Source organism: Paenirhizobium cremeum (assembly GCF_047553425.1).
Taxonomy (GTDB): Bacteria; Pseudomonadota; Alphaproteobacteria; order Rhizobiales; family Rhizobiaceae; genus Allorhizobium; species Allorhizobium cremeum.
Map to the genome: position 1 here is coordinate 2,701,355 of NZ_CP180217.1, position 15,596 is coordinate 2,716,950.

Genomic DNA, 15,596 nt, shown 5'->3' on the forward strand with positions numbered 1-15,596 from the left:
AGCACATACAAGCGCAAGGGCACGAGAGGAAAAATTAACGCTCTGAGCGACGCTAAATTGCCACGGCGGAAAGCCAGGCGTAATTAAATTTCGCAACCCACCCGCATCTTGCTGATTTTCTTGCGCTCTTCATGGATGCGACATCTTTCGACGCGGCATGGATTGATCGGACCGGCGAAATGCCTACTCTCCTCATCGCCCTTTCTCCCCCAACCCGTCATTGGAAAAATGTGACATGTTTTTTGCCTCCGACAACTGGGCCGGCGCCCATCCCAAGATTGCCGAAAGCCTCACCCGCGAAGCCTCCGGCTATGCCGCTGCCTATGGATCGAGCGACCTCGACAAGCGGATCGAGGCCCGTTTCAACGAGCTTTTCGAGCGGGAGGTCGCGGTCTTCTTCGTCGGCACGGGCACCGCGGCCAATTCGCTGGCGCTCGCCAGCGTCGCGCGCGCCGGCGGCGTCACTTTCTGCCACTTCGACGCCCATGTGAATGCCGACGAGGGCGGCGCTCCGGAATTTCTGACGGGCGCCTGCCGGCTCTATCCAGTCGAAGGCGAAAACGGCAAGATAGATGCCGAGGCGTTGCACGGCCATGTTTCGCGCTTCGATGTTCCCTCCGTCCACCAGGGGCGCCCGATGGCGGTCACGCTCACCCAGGCGACGGAGTCCGGCACCATCTATTCGCTGGAGGAAATCGCCGAGGTCTGCGCGATTGCAAAATCGAAGAACCTGCCGGTCCACATGGACGGCGCGCGTTTCGCCAACGCGCTCGTCGCTCTTGACGCCACCCCGGCGGAAATGACGTGGAAACGCGGCGTCGACATCCTTTCCTTCGGCGGCACCAAGAACGGCTGCTGGTGCGCCGAGGCGATCATCTTCTTCGATCCTGCCATGGCCGAGGAGATGCCCTATATCCGCAAGCGCTCCGCCCAGCTTTTTTCCAAGACCCGTTTCGTCTCCGCCCAGTTCGAGGCCTATCTGGAAGACGGACTCTGGCTGGAGCTCGCCGGCCACGCCAACGCCATGGCCGATCGGCTGCGCTCCACGCTGAAGACCGGAAATCGCGCCCGCCTTGCCTGGGAAACCCAGAGCAACGAGGTGTTTGCGGTCTTCGACAAGGCGCTCGCAGAGGAAGCGAAGGCCAAGGGCGCCGAGTTTTATGACTGGCTGGTTCCGCGCGATATGCCCCATCTCGTCTCGGAAAATGAAGTGCTGGTTCGCCTCGTCACCAGCTTCGCCACCACCGACGAGGATGTCGACCGCTTCCTCGACATCTGCACCGGCGCCTAATAGGCCTCGCGCGACGGTGGCATGATACGGGAGCGGATCTGCCCGGACAAGGCATCGACAAGGGCCTGATCCGCGCCGCGTCGCGGCACCAGTACAAACTCGACGTCCTCGAGCGGCGGCAGGTCGCCCTCCACGATCTCCCGGAGACCGGAGGGCGCCATGCTGCGCGGCTGGACCAGCACGCCCATGCCGGCGCGCGCGGCGGCGGTAAGACCGCTGAGGCTGCCGCAAGTGCAGACCACTCTCCAGGCGATCCCGGCCCGGTTCAGTGTCTCCTGCGCCACCTTCCGTGTAATGCTCGGAGGCGGGAAAGCGATCAGCGGCAGGAAATCGGCGCGTGACAGCACGAACTCCGGATCGCGCGCCAGCCAGACCAGCGGTTCGCGATAGAGCAGCTTGCCATGCGTCTCGTCCAGTCGGCGCTTGGCAAGAACCAGATCGAGCTCCCCCGCCTCCTGCATCTGGTAGAGAACCGCACTCAGCGCCACCGTCAGTTCCAGATCGACCAGCGGATGGAGCCGGACGAAATCCTCCAGGATGCCGCTTAAACGGTTGGCGACCACATCTTCGGAAATGCCGAAACGAAGCCGGCCGCGAAGCCTGCTTTCCCCGAAGAGCGCCGTCACCTTGCCGTCGATTTCCAGCATGCCGCGGGCATAGCCGAGCAGTGCCTCGCCTTCCGTTGTCAGGCTGACGCGGTGAGTATCGCGGGCGACGAGTTGCCGGCCGAGCGACTTTTCCAGCCGCTGGATATGCTGGCTGATGGTCGACTGACCGATACCGAGCCGATCCGCAGCCAGGGTGAAACTGCCGGTCTGCTGCAGCATCACGAAACTGGCGAGGTGGTGAAGATTGAGCATATCATCGCATTTCAGGATAATTGTTAGTGTTTGCATCCTGCTTCATGATAACGCACAGGTAAAGCCCGCTTGGAGAAAGATGAGATAGAGGAATAGCAAATGAAGCGCTTTCTGCCCGACCGCTTTACCGTCATGCTGATCTGCACGGTGCTTCTTGCATCCGTCCTACCGATCAGCGGCAAGGCCGCCGACTATTTCAGCATTGCCACCAACATTGCGATCGGCCTTCTCTTCTTCCTTCACGGCGCCCGCCTTTCCCGCGACGTCGTGCTTGCAGGCCTGTTGCATTGGCGGCTGCATCTGGCGATCCTCTGCTCCACCTTCGTGCTGTTTCCGCTGCTGGGCCTTGCCGCCGGTCTCGTTCCCGAGAGCCTGCTCAACCCTTCGCTTTACGCCGGCATCCTCTTCCTCTGCCTTCTGCCTTCCACGGTTCAATCGTCGATCGCCTTCACCTCCATGGCCGGAGGCAACGTCTCGGCGGCCGTCTGCGCCGCATCCGCTTCAAGCCTTCTCGGCATGTTTTTCACGCCTCTGCTCGTCGGCTTGACGATGTCCACCGCCGGCGGCAACGGCTTCTCTCTGGATTCGCTGGAGAAGATCCTGCTGCAACTGCTCGTGCCCTTTGTCGCCGGCCAGCTGCTGGAACCCAGGATCGGCAGGTGGATCCGCGCCCGCAAGCAGATCCTTGCCCCTGTCGACCGAGGCTCCATCCTGATGGTGGTTTATCTCGCCTTCAGCGAAGCCGTTTCCGAAGGTCTCTGGCACACCTTCTCCGCCGCCGATATTGCCGTCGTCATCGTGCTCGACATGCTGCTGCTGGCGATTGCGCTGGCGGTCACCATGTATGGCAGCCGCCTTCTCGGCTTCTCACGGGAAGATGAGATCGCCATCACCTTTTGCGGTTCGAAGAAGAGCCTCGCCAGCGGCGTTCCCATGGCGAACGCCATCTTCGCCGGCCAGAGCATCGGCGCCATCGTCCTGCCGCTGATGCTCTTTCACCAGATCCAGTTGATGGCCTGCGCCGTCATCGCCCAGCGCTATGCGGCTCGCAGGGACGGAGTGGCTCCGATGGCCGCGCAAACGAAAAGCCCCGCCTGAAAGCGGGGCTTCGAGCATTCCGGTCCGGAAGACCTTAGTTGATATGAGCCTCGATGGCCTTCGGCTGGGCAGCGGCATCTGCGGTGATCGCAATGCGGCGCGGCTTCATGGCCTCGGGAATGTTGCGCAGGAGATCGATGTGCAGAAGGCCGTTCTTCAGCGAAGCGGCGGTCACTTCCACATGATCGGCAAGCTGGAAGCGGCGCTCGAAAGCGCGCTTTGCAATGCCGCGATAAAGGAACTCGGTCTGCTCGACCTTGTCTTCCTCGGCCTTTTCACCCTTTACGGTGAGCACATGCGCATGGGCTTCGATCGACAATTCCCGTTCGTCGAAGCCGGCAACGGCCATGGTGATGCGGTAGGTGTTCTCGCCGGTACGTTCGATGTTGTAGGGCGGATAGCTCTGGGCCTGTTCCGGCTGGCCGAGACTGTCGAGCATCGTGAAGAGGCGGTCGAAGCCGACGGTGGAACGGTAGAGCGGAGAAAAATCAACGTGACGCATGGTGTCCTCCTTGGGAAGCGACGGATTGCGGTTTTCTCATCCGGCACCCCTTGCTGGCCGTACCGGAACGGAATGCGGTCCCTTTCCGGCGACCGCATGCATGAGATGGGAAAGGCTTTCGGGCAATTCAAGAGCTTTCCTGTGCCCAAGCGATTGAAGACAAAGGTGAAGGCCGGATGAACGGCCGCTTCAGTCGTCATTCAGGGCCACGGCGCTAAAACTTCAGCATCGGATGTCTCGAACCCGATGGCCGGAGAATATCGTCCCTTCCTCTCCGGTCTCATTTCGCCGGAACCGCCAGCGCCTTACCAAAAAGCGGTTCCGGCTTTTTTCTTTGACCTTGCACCGCCTTCATCCTATCCGAATCCGTATTGGGGCGCGTGCGCCCGCTGACGATTCGGCAGATGCGAGCATGGACACGATCCTACACGCCACCCCCCTATACGCCACTCCAGGAAACCCCATTCCCGGAGACCCGGTCGCCGGCTTCTTCAAGGGTCATCGCGGCGTGATGCTGCGTTATGCGATCTTCCGCTGCGAGCAGCCGGCCCGGGGAACGGTCGTGCTTCTTCACGGCCGCAACGAGACCATCGAGAAATATTTCGAAACCATCCGCGACCTGAACGCCGCCGGCCTTTGGGTCGCCACCTATGATTTCCGCGGCCAGGGTGGATCGCAACGGCTTCTGAAGAACACCCGCAAGGGCCACGTTCACCGTTTCTCGGACTATCTCCGCGACCTCGACATATTTCTGCAGCAGATCGTGCTTCCGGATACACGCCTGCCCTTCTTCCTGCTGGCGCATTCGACCGGCGGGCTGGTCGCGCTTGCGGCCGCTCCGCGCCTTGCCAATCGCATAGAGCGCATGGTGCTGATGTCGCCGTTTGTCGGCTTGGGCGGCCAGAAGCTTTCGCCGAAGAATATCTACCGTCTGTCAGCCCTCATGAGCTTCACGGGCTTCGGTCGCATGTGCCTGACGGCAGACGAGCCGATCAAACCCTTCGACGGCAATCCGCTGACCTCGGACCAGCGCCGTTTCGAGCGCAACAATGCGATCTTTGCCGCCCACCCCGAATTCGCGCTCGGCCCACCGACAGCGCGCTGGCTCTATGAGGCGCAGAAGACCATCGCAAAGGTTTCCGACCCGAAACACCTCGCCTCGATCACCGTGCCCACGGTGATCGTCGCGCCCGGCAACGACCCGATCGTCCCCTTCGCCTTTCCGGAAAAGCTGTCGCAGTATTTCCGGGCGGGTCAGCTCGTCCCCGTCCCTGGCGCTCGGCATGAAATCCTGCACGAGCGGGATCGCTATCGCGCCCAGGCTCTTGCCGCCTTCCACGCCTTCATCCCCGGCGGAGACGAAAACCCTGAGGAAGAGGCTACCGGGAAGGACTCCGAAATGCTGGAAGTGCAGACCCTGGAGGAATGATCCTCACCGTCCGTTGAGGATCGCCATCGCCTGCGCATGCACGGCGGCCGAGCCTGCCGCGATGATCGAGCCGCCGTTTTCCGGACGTCCACCGTCCCACGTGGTAATCACGCCGCCCGCCTGCTCGATGATCGGGATGAGCGCGCCGACGTCGTAAGGCTTCAGCACGGTTTCGATCACCAGGTCCACATGCCCCGCCGCCAGCAGCGCATAGGCATAGCAATCGATGCCATAACGGAAGAGCTTCACCTTGTCCTGCACCGCCTGGAAACGCTCGACTTCCCAGCCCTTGAAAAGATGCGGCGATGTGGTGAAGAGGATCGCATTCTCCAGCGAACCGCAATCGCGCGTCTGTATCTGCCGCTCGCCATCCGGCCCGAAATACCAGGAACGCTCGCCATCGGCGAAATAGCGCTCGCCGGTGAACGGCTGGTCCATCAGCCCCATGCGGGCACGCCCGTTTTCCTGGAAACCGATCAGCGTTCCCCAGACAGGAACGCCGGAAATGAAGGCGCGCGTGCCGTCGATGGGATCGATCACCCAGACATGCTCGCGGTCGGTGCCGACATTCTCGTGTTCTTCTCCAAGGATGCCATGCTCGGGGAATTTCGCCTCGATCAGCGCCCGGATGGCGGCTTCCGCCCTCTGGTCGCCTTCCGTCACCGGATCGAAGCCGATGGCCTCCTTGTTGACGACGTTAAGCGGCGAGCGAAAGCGCGGAAGGGTTTCCGCCCTGGCTGCTTCGGCGAGACGAAAGAAGAAATCGCGATCGGGACGCATGGAGGGTTCCGGCTGGCAGGAGGAAATCGGCGCGCCCGTCTTAAAACATCGGCCCATCAAATGGAACAGCCGCCGCCAGCGATTTTACCGTTCAGGAAGCTTCGCCACAGACTCCGGGCACGCCCATGAGGCAATTGCACAAAAAATGACCTTGCCCAAAAATAAGACAAAAAATTCTTGACATTTGTGCGTCGCAACAATACAGTCAAATTACAGTCTTCTGACTGTAAATACCCTCCTTGGGTGTTTCCTCCCTAGACTTAGCCGCGCCGTTGGGCGCGGTTTTTTTTGCCCGGTGAGATCGGGAGGAAAGCTGCTATTCAGCTGCGAGCGCCGTGGTGCCGGCATAATCGGCGACAAAAGCCGCCATCTGGCCCATGAAAACAGCGATGGAACCTGCCAGGGCATGAAAATCCGCCCGCTTCTGCAGCGTCGCCTCGTCGATATAGAGCGCCCGGTTCACCTCGATCTGCAGCGCGTGCAGCCCGCGGACCGGCCGTCCGTAATGCTCGGTGATGAAACCGCCGGCATAGGGCTTGTTGCGCACGGCGTTGAAGCCGAGATCCTCGAGCATCTGCAAGGCGGCATGGGAAAGCTCGACCGAGGCACTGGTGCCGTAACGGTCGCCGATGATGAAATCGGGACGGACGCCGTTGCCGCCGACACGGATATTGCCGGGCATGGAATGGCAGTCGATCAGCACCCCGAAGCCGAAGCGGGTATGGGTTCGGGCGATCAGCCGGCGCAGGCAGGCATGATAGGGTTTGTAGACATTCTCGATCCGGTCGAGAGCCACGGAAACGGGCATGCGGCGCCCGTAGATTTCCATGTTTTCCGCAACGATCCGGGGAATGGTGCCGAGACCGCCGGCGACACGCACCGAATTGCTGTTGGCGAAGGGCGGCAGGGGATCGGAAAACATCCGCGGGTCGAGTTCGTAGGGCTCGCGGTTGACGTCGACATAGGCGCGCGGGAAATGCGCCAGCAGCAGGGGCGCCCCGAAATCGGGCGCCGCGCCGAAGAGTTCATCGACGAAATGATCTTCCGACCGCCGGATCGCGAGACTGTCGAGCTGGGATTGATCGAGGAAATCGACCGGATAGCGCCGGCCGCTATGGGGCGAGTTGTAGACGAAGGGGATCGATTGCGTTTCCGGTTCGCGGACTTCGAACAGCTCGCAATCGTCTGTCATTCCGTTCACGCTGCCCCTTCTTTACCAAGTCACAAACTTGTTGTGGAACCATGTTGCCAGTTGGCTATGCGGAAGTCCATACTGCCAGAAATGGCGATATAAGCCGTTAATAGGTTCTTCACCGGATGTTTACTGGAAAAGACCTACCCTAATCGGCCGAAAGCCATAACCGAAATTCAGTAAGCAGCGGTTCCTCAATGAGTCAGAAAATCCTTCTCGCCGAAGACGACAACGATATGCGCCGGTTCCTCGTGAAGGCGCTGGAAAAGGCGGGCTACAAGGTCTCTTCCTTCGACAACGGCGCCAGCGCCTACGACAGGCTGCGCGAAGAACCCTTCTCGCTTCTCCTGACCGACATCGTCATGCCGGAGATGGATGGGATCGAGCTGGCGCGCCGCGCCACCGAACTCGATCCGGACCTCAAGGTGATGTTCATCACCGGCTTCGCAGCCGTCGCGCTCAACGCCGATTCGAAGGCTCCGAAGGACGCGAAGGTCCTCTCCAAACCTTTCCACCTCCGCGACCTCGTCGACGAGGTCAACAAACTCCTTGCTGCGTAAGGGGTTTCTGAGCGGCTGTAAAAAACTCTTCACAAAACCCCAAAAACCCTATTGACGGGACGGAGGGTTTTGTGGTCTTAAGCCGCCATCGGATGGGCGTGTAGCTCAGCGGGAGAGCACTACGTTGACATCGTAGGGGTCACAAGTTCGATCCTTGTCACGCCCACCATTCGAATTCAAGCACTTAAAAGCCGGCTCGTTGTAGCCGGTTTTTTTGTCAGTAAGCACATAGTAAGCAAAAAAACGGGAATTCGCAGGAACTGCCCGGCCAGCTTTCAGCACGATAGAATACCCAGCTATCGGCGGCACTCTTACGCAATCAATGACTGCATTGACAAAATTTACAATCTTAAATATAAATGCATCATGTTTTCATCGCGTCGGTTGATTTAACCCATGCGAGGCGGTCAGGCAAAACTCCTTTCCGACCTCGACCTGAAGCGGCTTTTGAACGTCGCAGGCCAATCCCGACATCCCCATCGTAAAAAGGTCATCGTGCTGCTCAGCATTCGTGCCGGGCTGCGTGCGTCAGAGATCGCCCACCTCGACTGGTCGATGGTCACCGATGGCGGCGGCGGCATCGCCAACCTGATCGAATTACCGGGCCGGGTGACCAAATACGGGCGCGGTCGGCGCATACCCCTGCATGCCGAACTGAAACGCGCCTTGAGGGCGCATTCACCGCAGCCAGGGGGCACCCAAGGCCGGACCGGTCATCGCCAGCGAGCGGTGGCTGGGTGACTGCTACGCCCCCATGACCCCAAAGGCCGTCGTCAATTGGTTCACCGCCGCCTATCGGCAAGCGGGGCTAGCGGGCTGTTCGTCACATTCAGACCGGCGCACCTTCATCACCAAGGCCGCCCGCCTGATCGCCAAGGCCGGCGGCTCGCTGCGCGACGTGCAGCAGTTGGCGGACCACCGCTCCATCGAAACAACGCAGGCCTATATCGACGGCGACGCGGAGATACAGCGGAGGATCATTCGCACGATGTAGCGTGTTTCCCACCTTGTCCCGCCCGACCGGTTCCGTGCGGTCGCCGCCTTGGGTGAAGGGCCTTGAAACCGTACGTCATCGACCTCTATTCGCGTCGTGTGATAGGTTGGGCACTGCAGAGCCGCCAAACCACGGATGTCGTTCTGCTGGCTCTACTTATGGCCGTGTGGCGACGCAAGCCGAAGGAAAAGGTGCTGATCCACTCAGACCAGGGCTCACAGTTCACCAGCATGGACTGGGCCTCGTTCCTGAAGCACCACAATCTGGTTCACTCGATGAGCCGACGCGGCAACTGCCATGACAATACGGTGGCCGAGAGCTTCTTCAATCTTCTGAAGCGAGAGCGGATACGCCGCAGAGTCTACCGCTCACGCGATGAAGCTCGCCAGGACGTGTTCGACTACATCGAAATGTTCTACAACCCGAAACGCAAACACGTCAGGAACGGGATGCTGTCACCCGTCGAGTTTGAAAGGCAGCAGAAAATCTAACCCGAGGGTGTCTACGAAACTCGGGGCTATTCAGTCCCGACCCCCGGGATGTTATTAGGATCATCTTTCATCGCTTCACGCATTAGATCAACGCCTGCAGACGCTCCAGCCAAAGCGTTTGCTTGCTCGCCCACTACATCTCTGGGAGTTTTCTCAGCCATATTCACTTATTGCCTTTTTCGGGAAATTCATCACGATTATTTTCTTTATCATCCCTTACCCAAGACGATAAATATGTCTTATCTATAATTAAACTCCTACAAATCGCAATGTATACAAAAATAAGAAACAGATTAATCCACTCGGGAAAGGACGTTATAGCGAAAATCGCAACCAAAAACAACGAGCCGAAAATTACAACCATATAAACGAATGGCCTATTCACCACATCACCAACATATTTCTTCTTTTTATTCGACCCATTCATCTTCATAGTTTCCGATATTTTTCCCGCACCAACATCAGCTTTCAGATTGCTTAAAACCTATCTCTAGCAGATATCGCGCACCTCTAACCTAAAGACACATCTTTCCACCCGCACATTGCGGCCCTCGAACTTAACACCATCAGAACCTGCTCCAGATCGCCCTTTTCTTTCTGCTGCATGCGCATCCAATCTGACTCCTGCCCCACCAGCTTAGATAGCCCCCCTACTCAGCAAGAAGTCGCAAACAACGCAAATTCTCCCTTTGCGACCAGCCGTTGCCAAGCGGAATTAATCGACAGCAGACAACAGAAGACTTGCCTCAGGGAATCTAGCAATAGGCCATACGACTTGATACAAGTAGTTCCAGAGCACTAGATTACAAACGGTCTACTGGAAAATACAAAATTGTTCGAAAATCCGCCGTATTGTATTTCCGAAATTATATAAGCATTGAAACATGTATAAAATATCTCCGATGCAACCGTTCCAAAAAAATATCCAATCAACTCAACGCCAGACAATCCTGACCAAATAATCGACAACGAGCGAAGAAGTCCCTAAAAGTAACTGCGATCATGAACAATGACATGTGGCCTGCTGCCGGTTTTTCGGACACCGAGTTAGGCTAATCCGACCTTGTTTTCAAATTCCATCGGGCTGCGGTAGCCCAGTGTCGAATGCCGACGCTTCGGATTGTAGAAGCGCACGATGTAGTCGAACACGTCCGCCTTTGCATCGTCCCTGGTCCTGTAGACTTTGCGAGCTGTCCTTTCCGTTTTGAGTGATGAGAAGAAGCTTTCCATCGCAGCATTGTCCCAGACGTTGCCTGACCGGCTCATCGAGCAGGTGATGCCGTGATCGGTCATGAGACGCTGGAACTGCTCGCTGGTGTATTGGCTCCCCTGATCCGAATGGTGGAGAAGCGCATCCGGCTTGCCTCTGCGCCAGATTGCCATGATCAGCGCATCTGTAACGAGCTGGGCCGTCATGTTGGCATTCATCGACCAGCCGACGACACGGCGCGAGAACAGGTCGATTACGGCAGCCACATAGAGCCAACCCTCAGCCGTCCATAGATAGGTAAAATCGGCCACCCACTTCTGGTTCGGCCTTCCCGCCGAGAACTGACGGTCCAGAACATTCGGCATATTGACCGGGTGTTGATTTCCACTGAGAGCTGACTCCAACGCCGGGTCAGCTCTCAGTGGAAATCAACACTGAAATATCAATCCGTGATACCATGCTGGGAGACGGTGGCGGTCTTTCCCGGACCGGCTTTGCACCGTTCTGCTCGATGATTTGGGCGTTTAGCTATATTAAAGAAGATAAAGAGGGATAAGGCAACTTTACCGCGCTACACCCTTCACAAGGCAGCATTGGCCGGTTGAAACCACGTTGCCGACGATGACGGTTGAGAACAAGATCCGCGCGGGGTTGTGCATACGGGGAGGTTATTCATGGCAAAAGTGCGAAAATGCCACAAGTGATACCAACGAGCAATGATCCCGGGCACCGATTGCCGAACGGCGATAACCCACCTCGCGGCCGCAACGCGGAAACATTAGATACTTCGTTTTCCGAGCGACTTCCAACTTCTTGGGATGCTACCTTGCAATAGGCATTCGATAGAGGGGAACAGGCATGCACTATTTTGCCCACTCAGGAAGACAGCCGGACAAAGGCGATTGGCAACTGCTCTCGGATCATCTTTTCGCCGTCGCAGCGCTGGCGGCCAAAATGGCGGCCTCGCTCGGCCTGGAGAAGGCGGCATTTCTTGCCGGCCTGTTTCACGATCTCGGCAAATATACCGCCGCCTTCCAGAAGCGGCTGGATGGCGGCCCGTCCATCGACCATGCGACGGCGGGAGCCGTGATCCTGCCGGAACGCGTCGCCGGGCAGGACAGGATGATCGCCGATCTGATCGCCTATTGCATCGCCGGACACCACGCCGGACTGCCGGATCGGCTGAACGAGACGCAGGCCTGCCTCGATCGTCGCATCGAACGTTTCAGGGAAGGGCCCAACGGACTGGAGCCGATATGGGAAAGAGAACTCGCCGCCGATATGACGGGCCTCGTGCCCGGCTTCATCTCACGCATCACGCCACCCAATGCGGCATTTCAGTTCTCCGTCATGGTGCGGATGATCTTCTCCTGCCTCGTCGACGCCGATTTCAAGGATACGGAAGCCTTTTACCATGCTCTCGACGGCCGGGCATCAGATCGCGACTGGCCAGCCTTGCAGGACCTGCTGCCGCAATTCATCGCCGCCTTCGATGCGCATATGGCCGGAAAGGGCAATGCCGATACCGACCTCAATCGCCTACGCGGTAGAATTCTGTCGCATGTGCGTACAAAAGCGGCGAACGAGCCAGGGCTCTTTACGCTGACGGTCCCGACCGGTGGCGGCAAGACGCTCTCCTCGCTCGCCTTCGCGCTTGACCACGCAAAAGCGCATGGGCATTCGCGCATCGTCTACGCCATTCCCTTCACATCCATCATCGACCAGACGGCAGAGATATTCCGGAACATCCTCGGTGAAGACAATGTGCTCGAACATCATTCGGCGATCGACGACGAGAAGCTCGACAAGGAGGCGAACTGGGAGAGCCGCGACAAGCTGAGGCTTGCCACGGAAGACTGGGCAGCGCCCGTCGTCGTCACCACGAATGTGCAACTGTTCGAAAGCCTGTTTGCGGCAAAGACCTCGAAGGCGCGCAAGGTGCACAATATCGCAAACAGCATCATCATCCTCGACGAGGCGTGGATCGAAACTGCTCCACATCCGTGGCCCAGCTGGAAAGCGCCGTGTCGCCTCCCTCGCGGAGGCGTGGATCGAAACAACGTCGTGTCCCGGTACTGCACCGGCACCACGAAGTCGCCTCCCTCGCGGAGGCGTGGATCGAAACGCGTTGGTGATGTTCTTGCTGATCCACGAGAAGTAGTCGCCTCCCTCGCGGAGGCGTGGATCGAAACGGCGCACGGTGCGGTCGTCCAGGTATCGGCCCGGTCGCCTCCCTCGCGGAGGCGTGGATCGAAACACCGCATCGGGAGCCGCCGCGCAGGCGGCCCTCAAGTCGCCTCCCTCGCGGAGGCGTGGATCGAAACCTTTACCACACGCCATCGCATCGCCATCTCTAGGGGAAGATAACCAAGGGAAATGGTCAAAAATGAATGGTGTTCGCTGGCGGATGGGGATCGTACGTATGGAAGCACCAACAAGTCCGTCTTATTGAAGCTTCCTGGCAATACTGGCTGCGATCTCATCAGCCGCCGCCCGTATGGGATCGAGTGCCAGATGCGCATATCGCTGCGTTGTCTGCGGTTGGCTGTGCCCAAGCAATTTGCCAGCAATGTAGAGGCTTAGCCCCGACGATACGGCCGTACTTGCAAAGTTGTGACGGAGGTCATGGAGCCTGACGTCCTCTAATCCCGCTTTCTGGCGTACCCTGCCCCATATTTTCTGAATACTGAGCGGAGTCGTACCGCCAGATGCCGATGGAAAGACCAAAGGCGACCCTTCCACGTGTGGCAGTATTTTTAGAAACTCCAGAGCCTCCTTGCCGAGGAGCAGCACTTTCTGCCCCGTCTTGCTATCGGGCAGCTTTACCAGATTGTGTTGAAAATCAATCCATTCCCACTGCATGCTCAGTGCTTCGCTGCGACGGCAGCCAGACAAGGCAAGAAAGCGTATCGCCGCGATGGCAAATGCACTCGCACCCTCGGCCTCGACGGCTTTCAAAGCAGCTCCGAGCCTCTCCAACTCGGCAACAGAAAGGTAGCGATCATGCTTCACAAGCTTATGCTTCTTCACTCCTTTGGCGGGATTGTCTGCACGAACATTCAAATCAATCGCGTAGGAGAAAATTGCAGATAAAAGGTCAAGCGTTCTATTTGCTGTTCCGTTTCGGACCGATTTTTCCGCAGCCTTTCATGTAGATAGCGCCCCCCCTCATTTGACCCCAAGGAGCGGGCCGGGTTCAGGCCGACGGCCTGTTCTGGTCCGGCACGTTGGGCCAGGGTGTAACAGCGAACACCCATAGGCCGATGAGATTGGCCAACGGCACGAAACTCAGCAAAACCCACCACCCCGAAAAGCCGGCCCTCCGCAGGATCTTCGCGATCGGCCAGCCAAACAGCAGGAACCAGAAGGCAAAGGCAACCAGCCAGTGCCAGAGACTGTAAGACCCCATCATCATGCAACTCTCCCTGAAAGCGGAGGGCAGGACGCCCTGCGGCACAACAGAGGGTCGCCGAACGGATCATGTCCGTCAACAACGCAGCAGGAGCCGAAGCCCGCCACGCGCCCGCGGCCTCAATCGCCCGCGATCACGGAAAGCGCGTCGCCGGCATAGACGATCACATAGCCGCCTTCGGCCCGCGCCTGCCTCGCCCATGCCTGCAATTGGCCGAGATAGGGCTCGCGACACCAGGCCTGCGGATACTGCGGATCGACCAGTACGGTGAGTTGCATGCCCTGCCGGTAGACCATCATGTGGCATCTGGCGGGCTCCCAGGCCTCGTCGATCCTCGCATCCGACATCCATGCGCAGAGAAAATCGCGGCAGGTGGTGGGCCGGGCCTCATAGGCGGAACAGCCCTTGCCGGCGATGCAGGCGCGGCAGAACGTATTGGCGGGTTTGTCGAGTTCGTCGATATCGGGCAGGTAGCAGCAAAGCGTGCAGGAACCGCAGGCCCGGCCCGTGACGACAATGGCCGCATCTGTCACGGCGGTCATGTGATTACCTCCTTCCGTCACCTAACGGACTGCAAACGGTCCATCGACGGCGTCTTTCAGAAGCGGCCGGTCATGGCGGCCTGCAGGATCACGGAAAGCTTGGCCGCATCGAGCGGAACCGGATTTCCGCCGGCGCAGGGATCGACCGCCGCCATCGCCGCAACGCGCTCCACGTCGATCTTGCCGAGACCGATGTCGCGAAGGGTCGCGCCGATGCCGACCAGACGGCGCAGCGCATGCAGCCACTCGACAACCGCTCCGGCCCCCTCGTCCGGCAATTCCAGGACGCGGGCGAGCAAAGCGAGCTTGTCTGCAATCGCCGGCGCGTTGAATTGCACCACATAAGGCATGAGGACCGCATTCAGCAGACCGTGGTGGGCGTCATAAAGCGCGCCCAGCGGGTGGGCGAGCGCATGCACCGCGCCAAGACCCTTCTGCAGCGCGACGCATCCCATGCCGGAAGCGACCAGCATCTGCGAGCGCGCCTCGATGTTCAAACCGTCGGCGACCGCCACCGGCAGCCACTGCCGGATGATCCGCAGCGCATTGAGCGCAACCCCCTCCGCCATCGGATGAAAGGCGGGAGACGAAAGCGCCTCCAGCGCATGGCTGAGCGCGTCCATGCCGGTGGCAGCTGTGATATGGGCAGGCAAACCAAGCGTCAGTTCAGGGTCCATGATGACCGCCACCGGCATCATGCGCGGATGAAAGATGATGACCTTGCGATGTTCGCGCTCGTCGGTGATGACCGAGGAGCGCCCGAGTTCCGAGCCGGTTCCGGCCGTTGTCGGAATGGCTATGACGGGAGTGAGATGCGAGGTATTCACCCGCTTCCAGTTGTCGCCGATATCCTCGAAATCCCAGATCGGCCGGTCCTGCGTCGCCATCAGGGCAATAGCCTTGGCGGCATCCAGTGCGCTACCGCCACCGACCGCCACCACGGAATCGTAGCCGCCCGCCCTGAGCTTGGCGACGCCGTTTTCCACATTGCTACCGGTTGGATTGGGCTTCACCTCGGTAAAGAACCCAGGCCCCAGCCCCACACCGATTAATGCCGCGAGCGTCGCATCAACAGGAGGCAGAAGCTTCAGCCCCGCATCGGTCACCACCAGCGGCCTCGATAGCCCCAGGCCGGTCAGCACCGATCCCAGTTCGGCTATGCGGCCCGGGCCGAAACGCACGGCTGTCGGGAAACTCCAGTCGGCAGGATGCGAAAAAGGCACCTCCGGCATGAT

The 15,596-nt window shown here is 59.1% G+C and carries 14 protein-coding genes, 1 tRNA gene, 3 pseudogenes and 1 CRISPR repeat array; of the genes and pseudogenes, 9 read left to right on the top strand and 9 right to left on the bottom strand.

Annotation, left to right across the window (positions count from 1 at the left end; all coding sequences use genetic code 11):
• The first annotated feature begins 235 nt into the window (after positions 1-235).
• Complete coding sequence (locus tag ACLBKR_RS13355) at positions 236-1,291, top strand: threonine aldolase family protein (protein WP_113424496.1); 1,056 nt, start codon at positions 236-238, stop codon at positions 1,289-1,291.
• Here ACLBKR_RS13355 and ACLBKR_RS13360 read toward each other — a convergent pair.
• The gene (locus ACLBKR_RS13360; RefSeq protein ID WP_414899422.1) at positions 1,288-2,151 is read right to left on the bottom strand and encodes a LysR substrate-binding domain-containing protein; all 864 of its coding nucleotides are present in this window, start codon (positions 2,149-2,151) and stop codon (positions 1,288-1,290) included. The genes ACLBKR_RS13355 and ACLBKR_RS13360 overlap by 4 nt on opposite strands.
• A 99-nt stretch (positions 2,152-2,250) precedes the next feature.
• On the opposite strand from ACLBKR_RS13360, the gene ACLBKR_RS13365 reads away from it, so the two are divergent.
• The gene (locus ACLBKR_RS13365; RefSeq protein ID WP_414899423.1) at positions 2,251-3,249 is read left to right on the top strand and encodes a bile acid:sodium symporter family protein; all 999 of its coding nucleotides are present in this window, start codon (positions 2,251-2,253) and stop codon (positions 3,247-3,249) included.
• A 34-nt stretch (positions 3,250-3,283) separates the two neighbouring features.
• On the opposite strand, the gene ACLBKR_RS13370 is transcribed toward ACLBKR_RS13365, so the two are convergent.
• Positions 3,284-3,751 carry an Hsp20 family protein gene (locus ACLBKR_RS13370; protein ID WP_112828714.1) on the bottom strand — a complete coding sequence of 156 codons (468 nt, stop codon included), beginning with the start codon at positions 3,749-3,751 and terminating at the stop codon, positions 3,284-3,286.
• A 412-nt stretch (positions 3,752-4,163) separates the two neighbouring features.
• Between ACLBKR_RS13370 and ACLBKR_RS13375 the strand changes: the two genes are divergently transcribed.
• On the top strand, positions 4,164-5,180 hold the full coding sequence (locus tag ACLBKR_RS13375) for an alpha/beta hydrolase (protein WP_113466499.1): 1,017 nt from the start codon (positions 4,164-4,166) through the stop codon (positions 5,178-5,180).
• A 3-nt stretch (positions 5,181-5,183) separates the two neighbouring features.
• On the opposite strand, the gene hisN is transcribed toward ACLBKR_RS13375, so the two are convergent.
• Both hisN and ACLBKR_RS13385 read right to left on the bottom strand, forming a co-directional pair.
• Positions 5,184-5,960 carry a histidinol-phosphatase gene (hisN, locus tag ACLBKR_RS13380; protein WP_113447640.1) on the bottom strand — a complete coding sequence of 259 codons (777 nt, stop codon included), beginning with the start codon at positions 5,958-5,960 and terminating at the stop codon, positions 5,184-5,186.
• 316 nt (positions 5,961-6,276) lie between these two features.
• The gene (locus tag ACLBKR_RS13385) at positions 6,277-7,152 is read right to left on the bottom strand and encodes an N-formylglutamate amidohydrolase (RefSeq protein ID WP_112828717.1); all 876 of its coding nucleotides are present in this window, start codon (positions 7,150-7,152) and stop codon (positions 6,277-6,279) included.
• Positions 7,153-7,349: 197 nt separating this feature from the next.
• On the opposite strand from ACLBKR_RS13385, the gene cpdR1 reads away from it, so the two are divergent.
• From cpdR1 to ACLBKR_RS13410, 5 genes and pseudogenes are all read left to right on the top strand, one after another.
• Positions 7,350-7,712: a response regulator CpdR1 gene (cpdR1, locus tag ACLBKR_RS13390; RefSeq protein WP_112828718.1), complete on the top strand. Its 363-nt coding sequence runs from the start codon at positions 7,350-7,352 to the stop codon at positions 7,710-7,712.
• Positions 7,713-7,806: 94 nt separating this feature from the next.
• Positions 7,807-7,881: transfer RNA gene (locus tag ACLBKR_RS13395), tRNA-Val, on the top strand.
• 227 nt (positions 7,882-8,108) lie between these two features.
• Positions 8,109-8,453 (top strand): tyrosine-type recombinase/integrase, encoded by a 345-nt coding sequence (locus tag ACLBKR_RS13400; protein WP_113447641.1) that lies wholly within the window; start codon positions 8,109-8,111, stop codon positions 8,451-8,453.
• Between the two features lie 13 nt (positions 8,454-8,466).
• Positions 8,467-8,706: a site-specific integrase gene (locus tag ACLBKR_RS13405; RefSeq protein WP_113447642.1), complete on the top strand. Its 240-nt coding sequence runs from the start codon at positions 8,467-8,469 to the stop codon at positions 8,704-8,706.
• Positions 8,707-8,780: 74 nt separating this feature from the next.
• Positions 8,781-9,197 (top strand): annotated as a pseudogene (locus ACLBKR_RS13410) (IS3 family transposase); the annotation flags it as partial.
• A gap of 1,047 nt (positions 9,198-10,244) precedes the next feature.
• On the opposite strand, the pseudogene ACLBKR_RS13415 reads toward ACLBKR_RS13410, so the two are convergent.
• Positions 10,245-10,766: pseudogene (locus tag ACLBKR_RS13415) on the bottom strand (IS3 family transposase); the annotation flags it as partial.
• A 595-nt stretch (positions 10,767-11,361) separates the two neighbouring features.
• On the opposite strand from ACLBKR_RS13415, the pseudogene ACLBKR_RS13420 reads away from it, so the two are divergent.
• Positions 11,362-12,327: pseudogene (locus ACLBKR_RS13420) on the top strand (CRISPR-associated endonuclease Cas3''); the annotation flags it as partial.
• 106 nt (positions 12,328-12,433) lie between these two features.
• Positions 12,434-12,731: a CRISPR direct-repeat array (repeat unit 32 nt; unit sequence GTCGCCTCCCTCGCGGAGGCGTGGATCGAAAC).
• Between the two features lie 121 nt (positions 12,732-12,852).
• Here the strand turns inward: ACLBKR_RS13420 and ACLBKR_RS13425 are convergent.
• The 4 genes from ACLBKR_RS13425 to ACLBKR_RS13440 all read right to left on the bottom strand — a co-directional run bounded on the left by ACLBKR_RS13425 (position 12,853) and on the right by ACLBKR_RS13440 (position 15,593).
• Positions 12,853-13,470 (bottom strand): tyrosine-type recombinase/integrase, encoded by a 618-nt coding sequence (locus ACLBKR_RS13425; protein WP_414899424.1) that lies wholly within the window; start codon positions 13,468-13,470, stop codon positions 12,853-12,855.
• A 133-nt stretch (positions 13,471-13,603) separates the two neighbouring features.
• Positions 13,604-13,822, bottom strand: a complete 219-nt coding sequence (locus tag ACLBKR_RS13430; RefSeq protein ID WP_162708215.1) for a hypothetical protein — start codon at positions 13,820-13,822, stop codon at positions 13,604-13,606.
• A 116-nt stretch (positions 13,823-13,938) separates the two neighbouring features.
• Entirely contained in the window at positions 13,939-14,361 is a 423-nt protein-coding gene (locus ACLBKR_RS13435) for a hypothetical protein (RefSeq protein ID WP_113447646.1), read from the bottom strand.
• A 56-nt stretch (positions 14,362-14,417) separates the two neighbouring features.
• On the bottom strand, positions 14,418-15,593 hold the full coding sequence (locus ACLBKR_RS13440; protein WP_414899425.1) for an iron-containing alcohol dehydrogenase: 1,176 nt from the start codon (positions 15,591-15,593) through the stop codon (positions 14,418-14,420).
• Between the last annotated feature and the right edge of the window lie 3 nt (positions 15,594-15,596).

What these genes read in the sequence shown, in the direction of transcription:
- ACLBKR_RS13375 (WP_113466499.1), top strand. Translation starts at nt 4,164, where the DNA reads ATGGACACGATCCTACACGCCACCCCCCTATACGCCACTCCAGGAAAC.
- ACLBKR_RS13360 (WP_414899422.1), bottom strand. Translation starts at nt 2,151, where the DNA reads ATGCTCAATCTTCACCACCTCGCCAGTTTCGTGATGCTGCAGCAGACC.
- ACLBKR_RS13385 (WP_112828717.1), bottom strand. Translation starts at nt 7,152, where the DNA reads ATGACAGACGATTGCGAGCTGTTCGAAGTCCGCGAACCGGAAACGCAA.
- cpdR1 (WP_112828718.1), top strand. Translation starts at nt 7,350, where the DNA reads ATGAGTCAGAAAATCCTTCTCGCCGAAGACGACAACGATATGCGCCGG.
- ACLBKR_RS13400 (WP_113447641.1), top strand. Translation starts at nt 8,109, where the DNA reads ATGCGAGGCGGTCAGGCAAAACTCCTTTCCGACCTCGACCTGAAGCGG.
- ACLBKR_RS13430 (WP_162708215.1), bottom strand. Translation starts at nt 13,822, where the DNA reads ATGATGATGGGGTCTTACAGTCTCTGGCACTGGCTGGTTGCCTTTGCC.
- ACLBKR_RS13440 (WP_414899425.1), bottom strand. Translation starts at nt 15,593, where the DNA reads ATGCCGGAGGTGCCTTTTTCGCATCCTGCCGACTGGAGTTTCCCGACA.
- ACLBKR_RS13355 (WP_113424496.1), top strand. Translation starts at nt 236, where the DNA reads ATGTTTTTTGCCTCCGACAACTGGGCCGGCGCCCATCCCAAGATTGCC.
- hisN (WP_113447640.1), bottom strand. Translation starts at nt 5,960, where the DNA reads ATGCGTCCCGATCGCGATTTCTTCTTTCGTCTCGCCGAAGCAGCCAGG.
- ACLBKR_RS13370 (WP_112828714.1), bottom strand. Translation starts at nt 3,751, where the DNA reads ATGCGTCACGTTGATTTTTCTCCGCTCTACCGTTCCACCGTCGGCTTC.
- ACLBKR_RS13365 (WP_414899423.1), top strand. Translation starts at nt 2,251, where the DNA reads ATGAAGCGCTTTCTGCCCGACCGCTTTACCGTCATGCTGATCTGCACG.
- ACLBKR_RS13405 (WP_113447642.1), top strand. Translation starts at nt 8,467, where the DNA reads ATGACCCCAAAGGCCGTCGTCAATTGGTTCACCGCCGCCTATCGGCAA.
- ACLBKR_RS13435 (WP_113447646.1), bottom strand. Translation starts at nt 14,361, where the DNA reads ATGACCGCCGTGACAGATGCGGCCATTGTCGTCACGGGCCGGGCCTGC.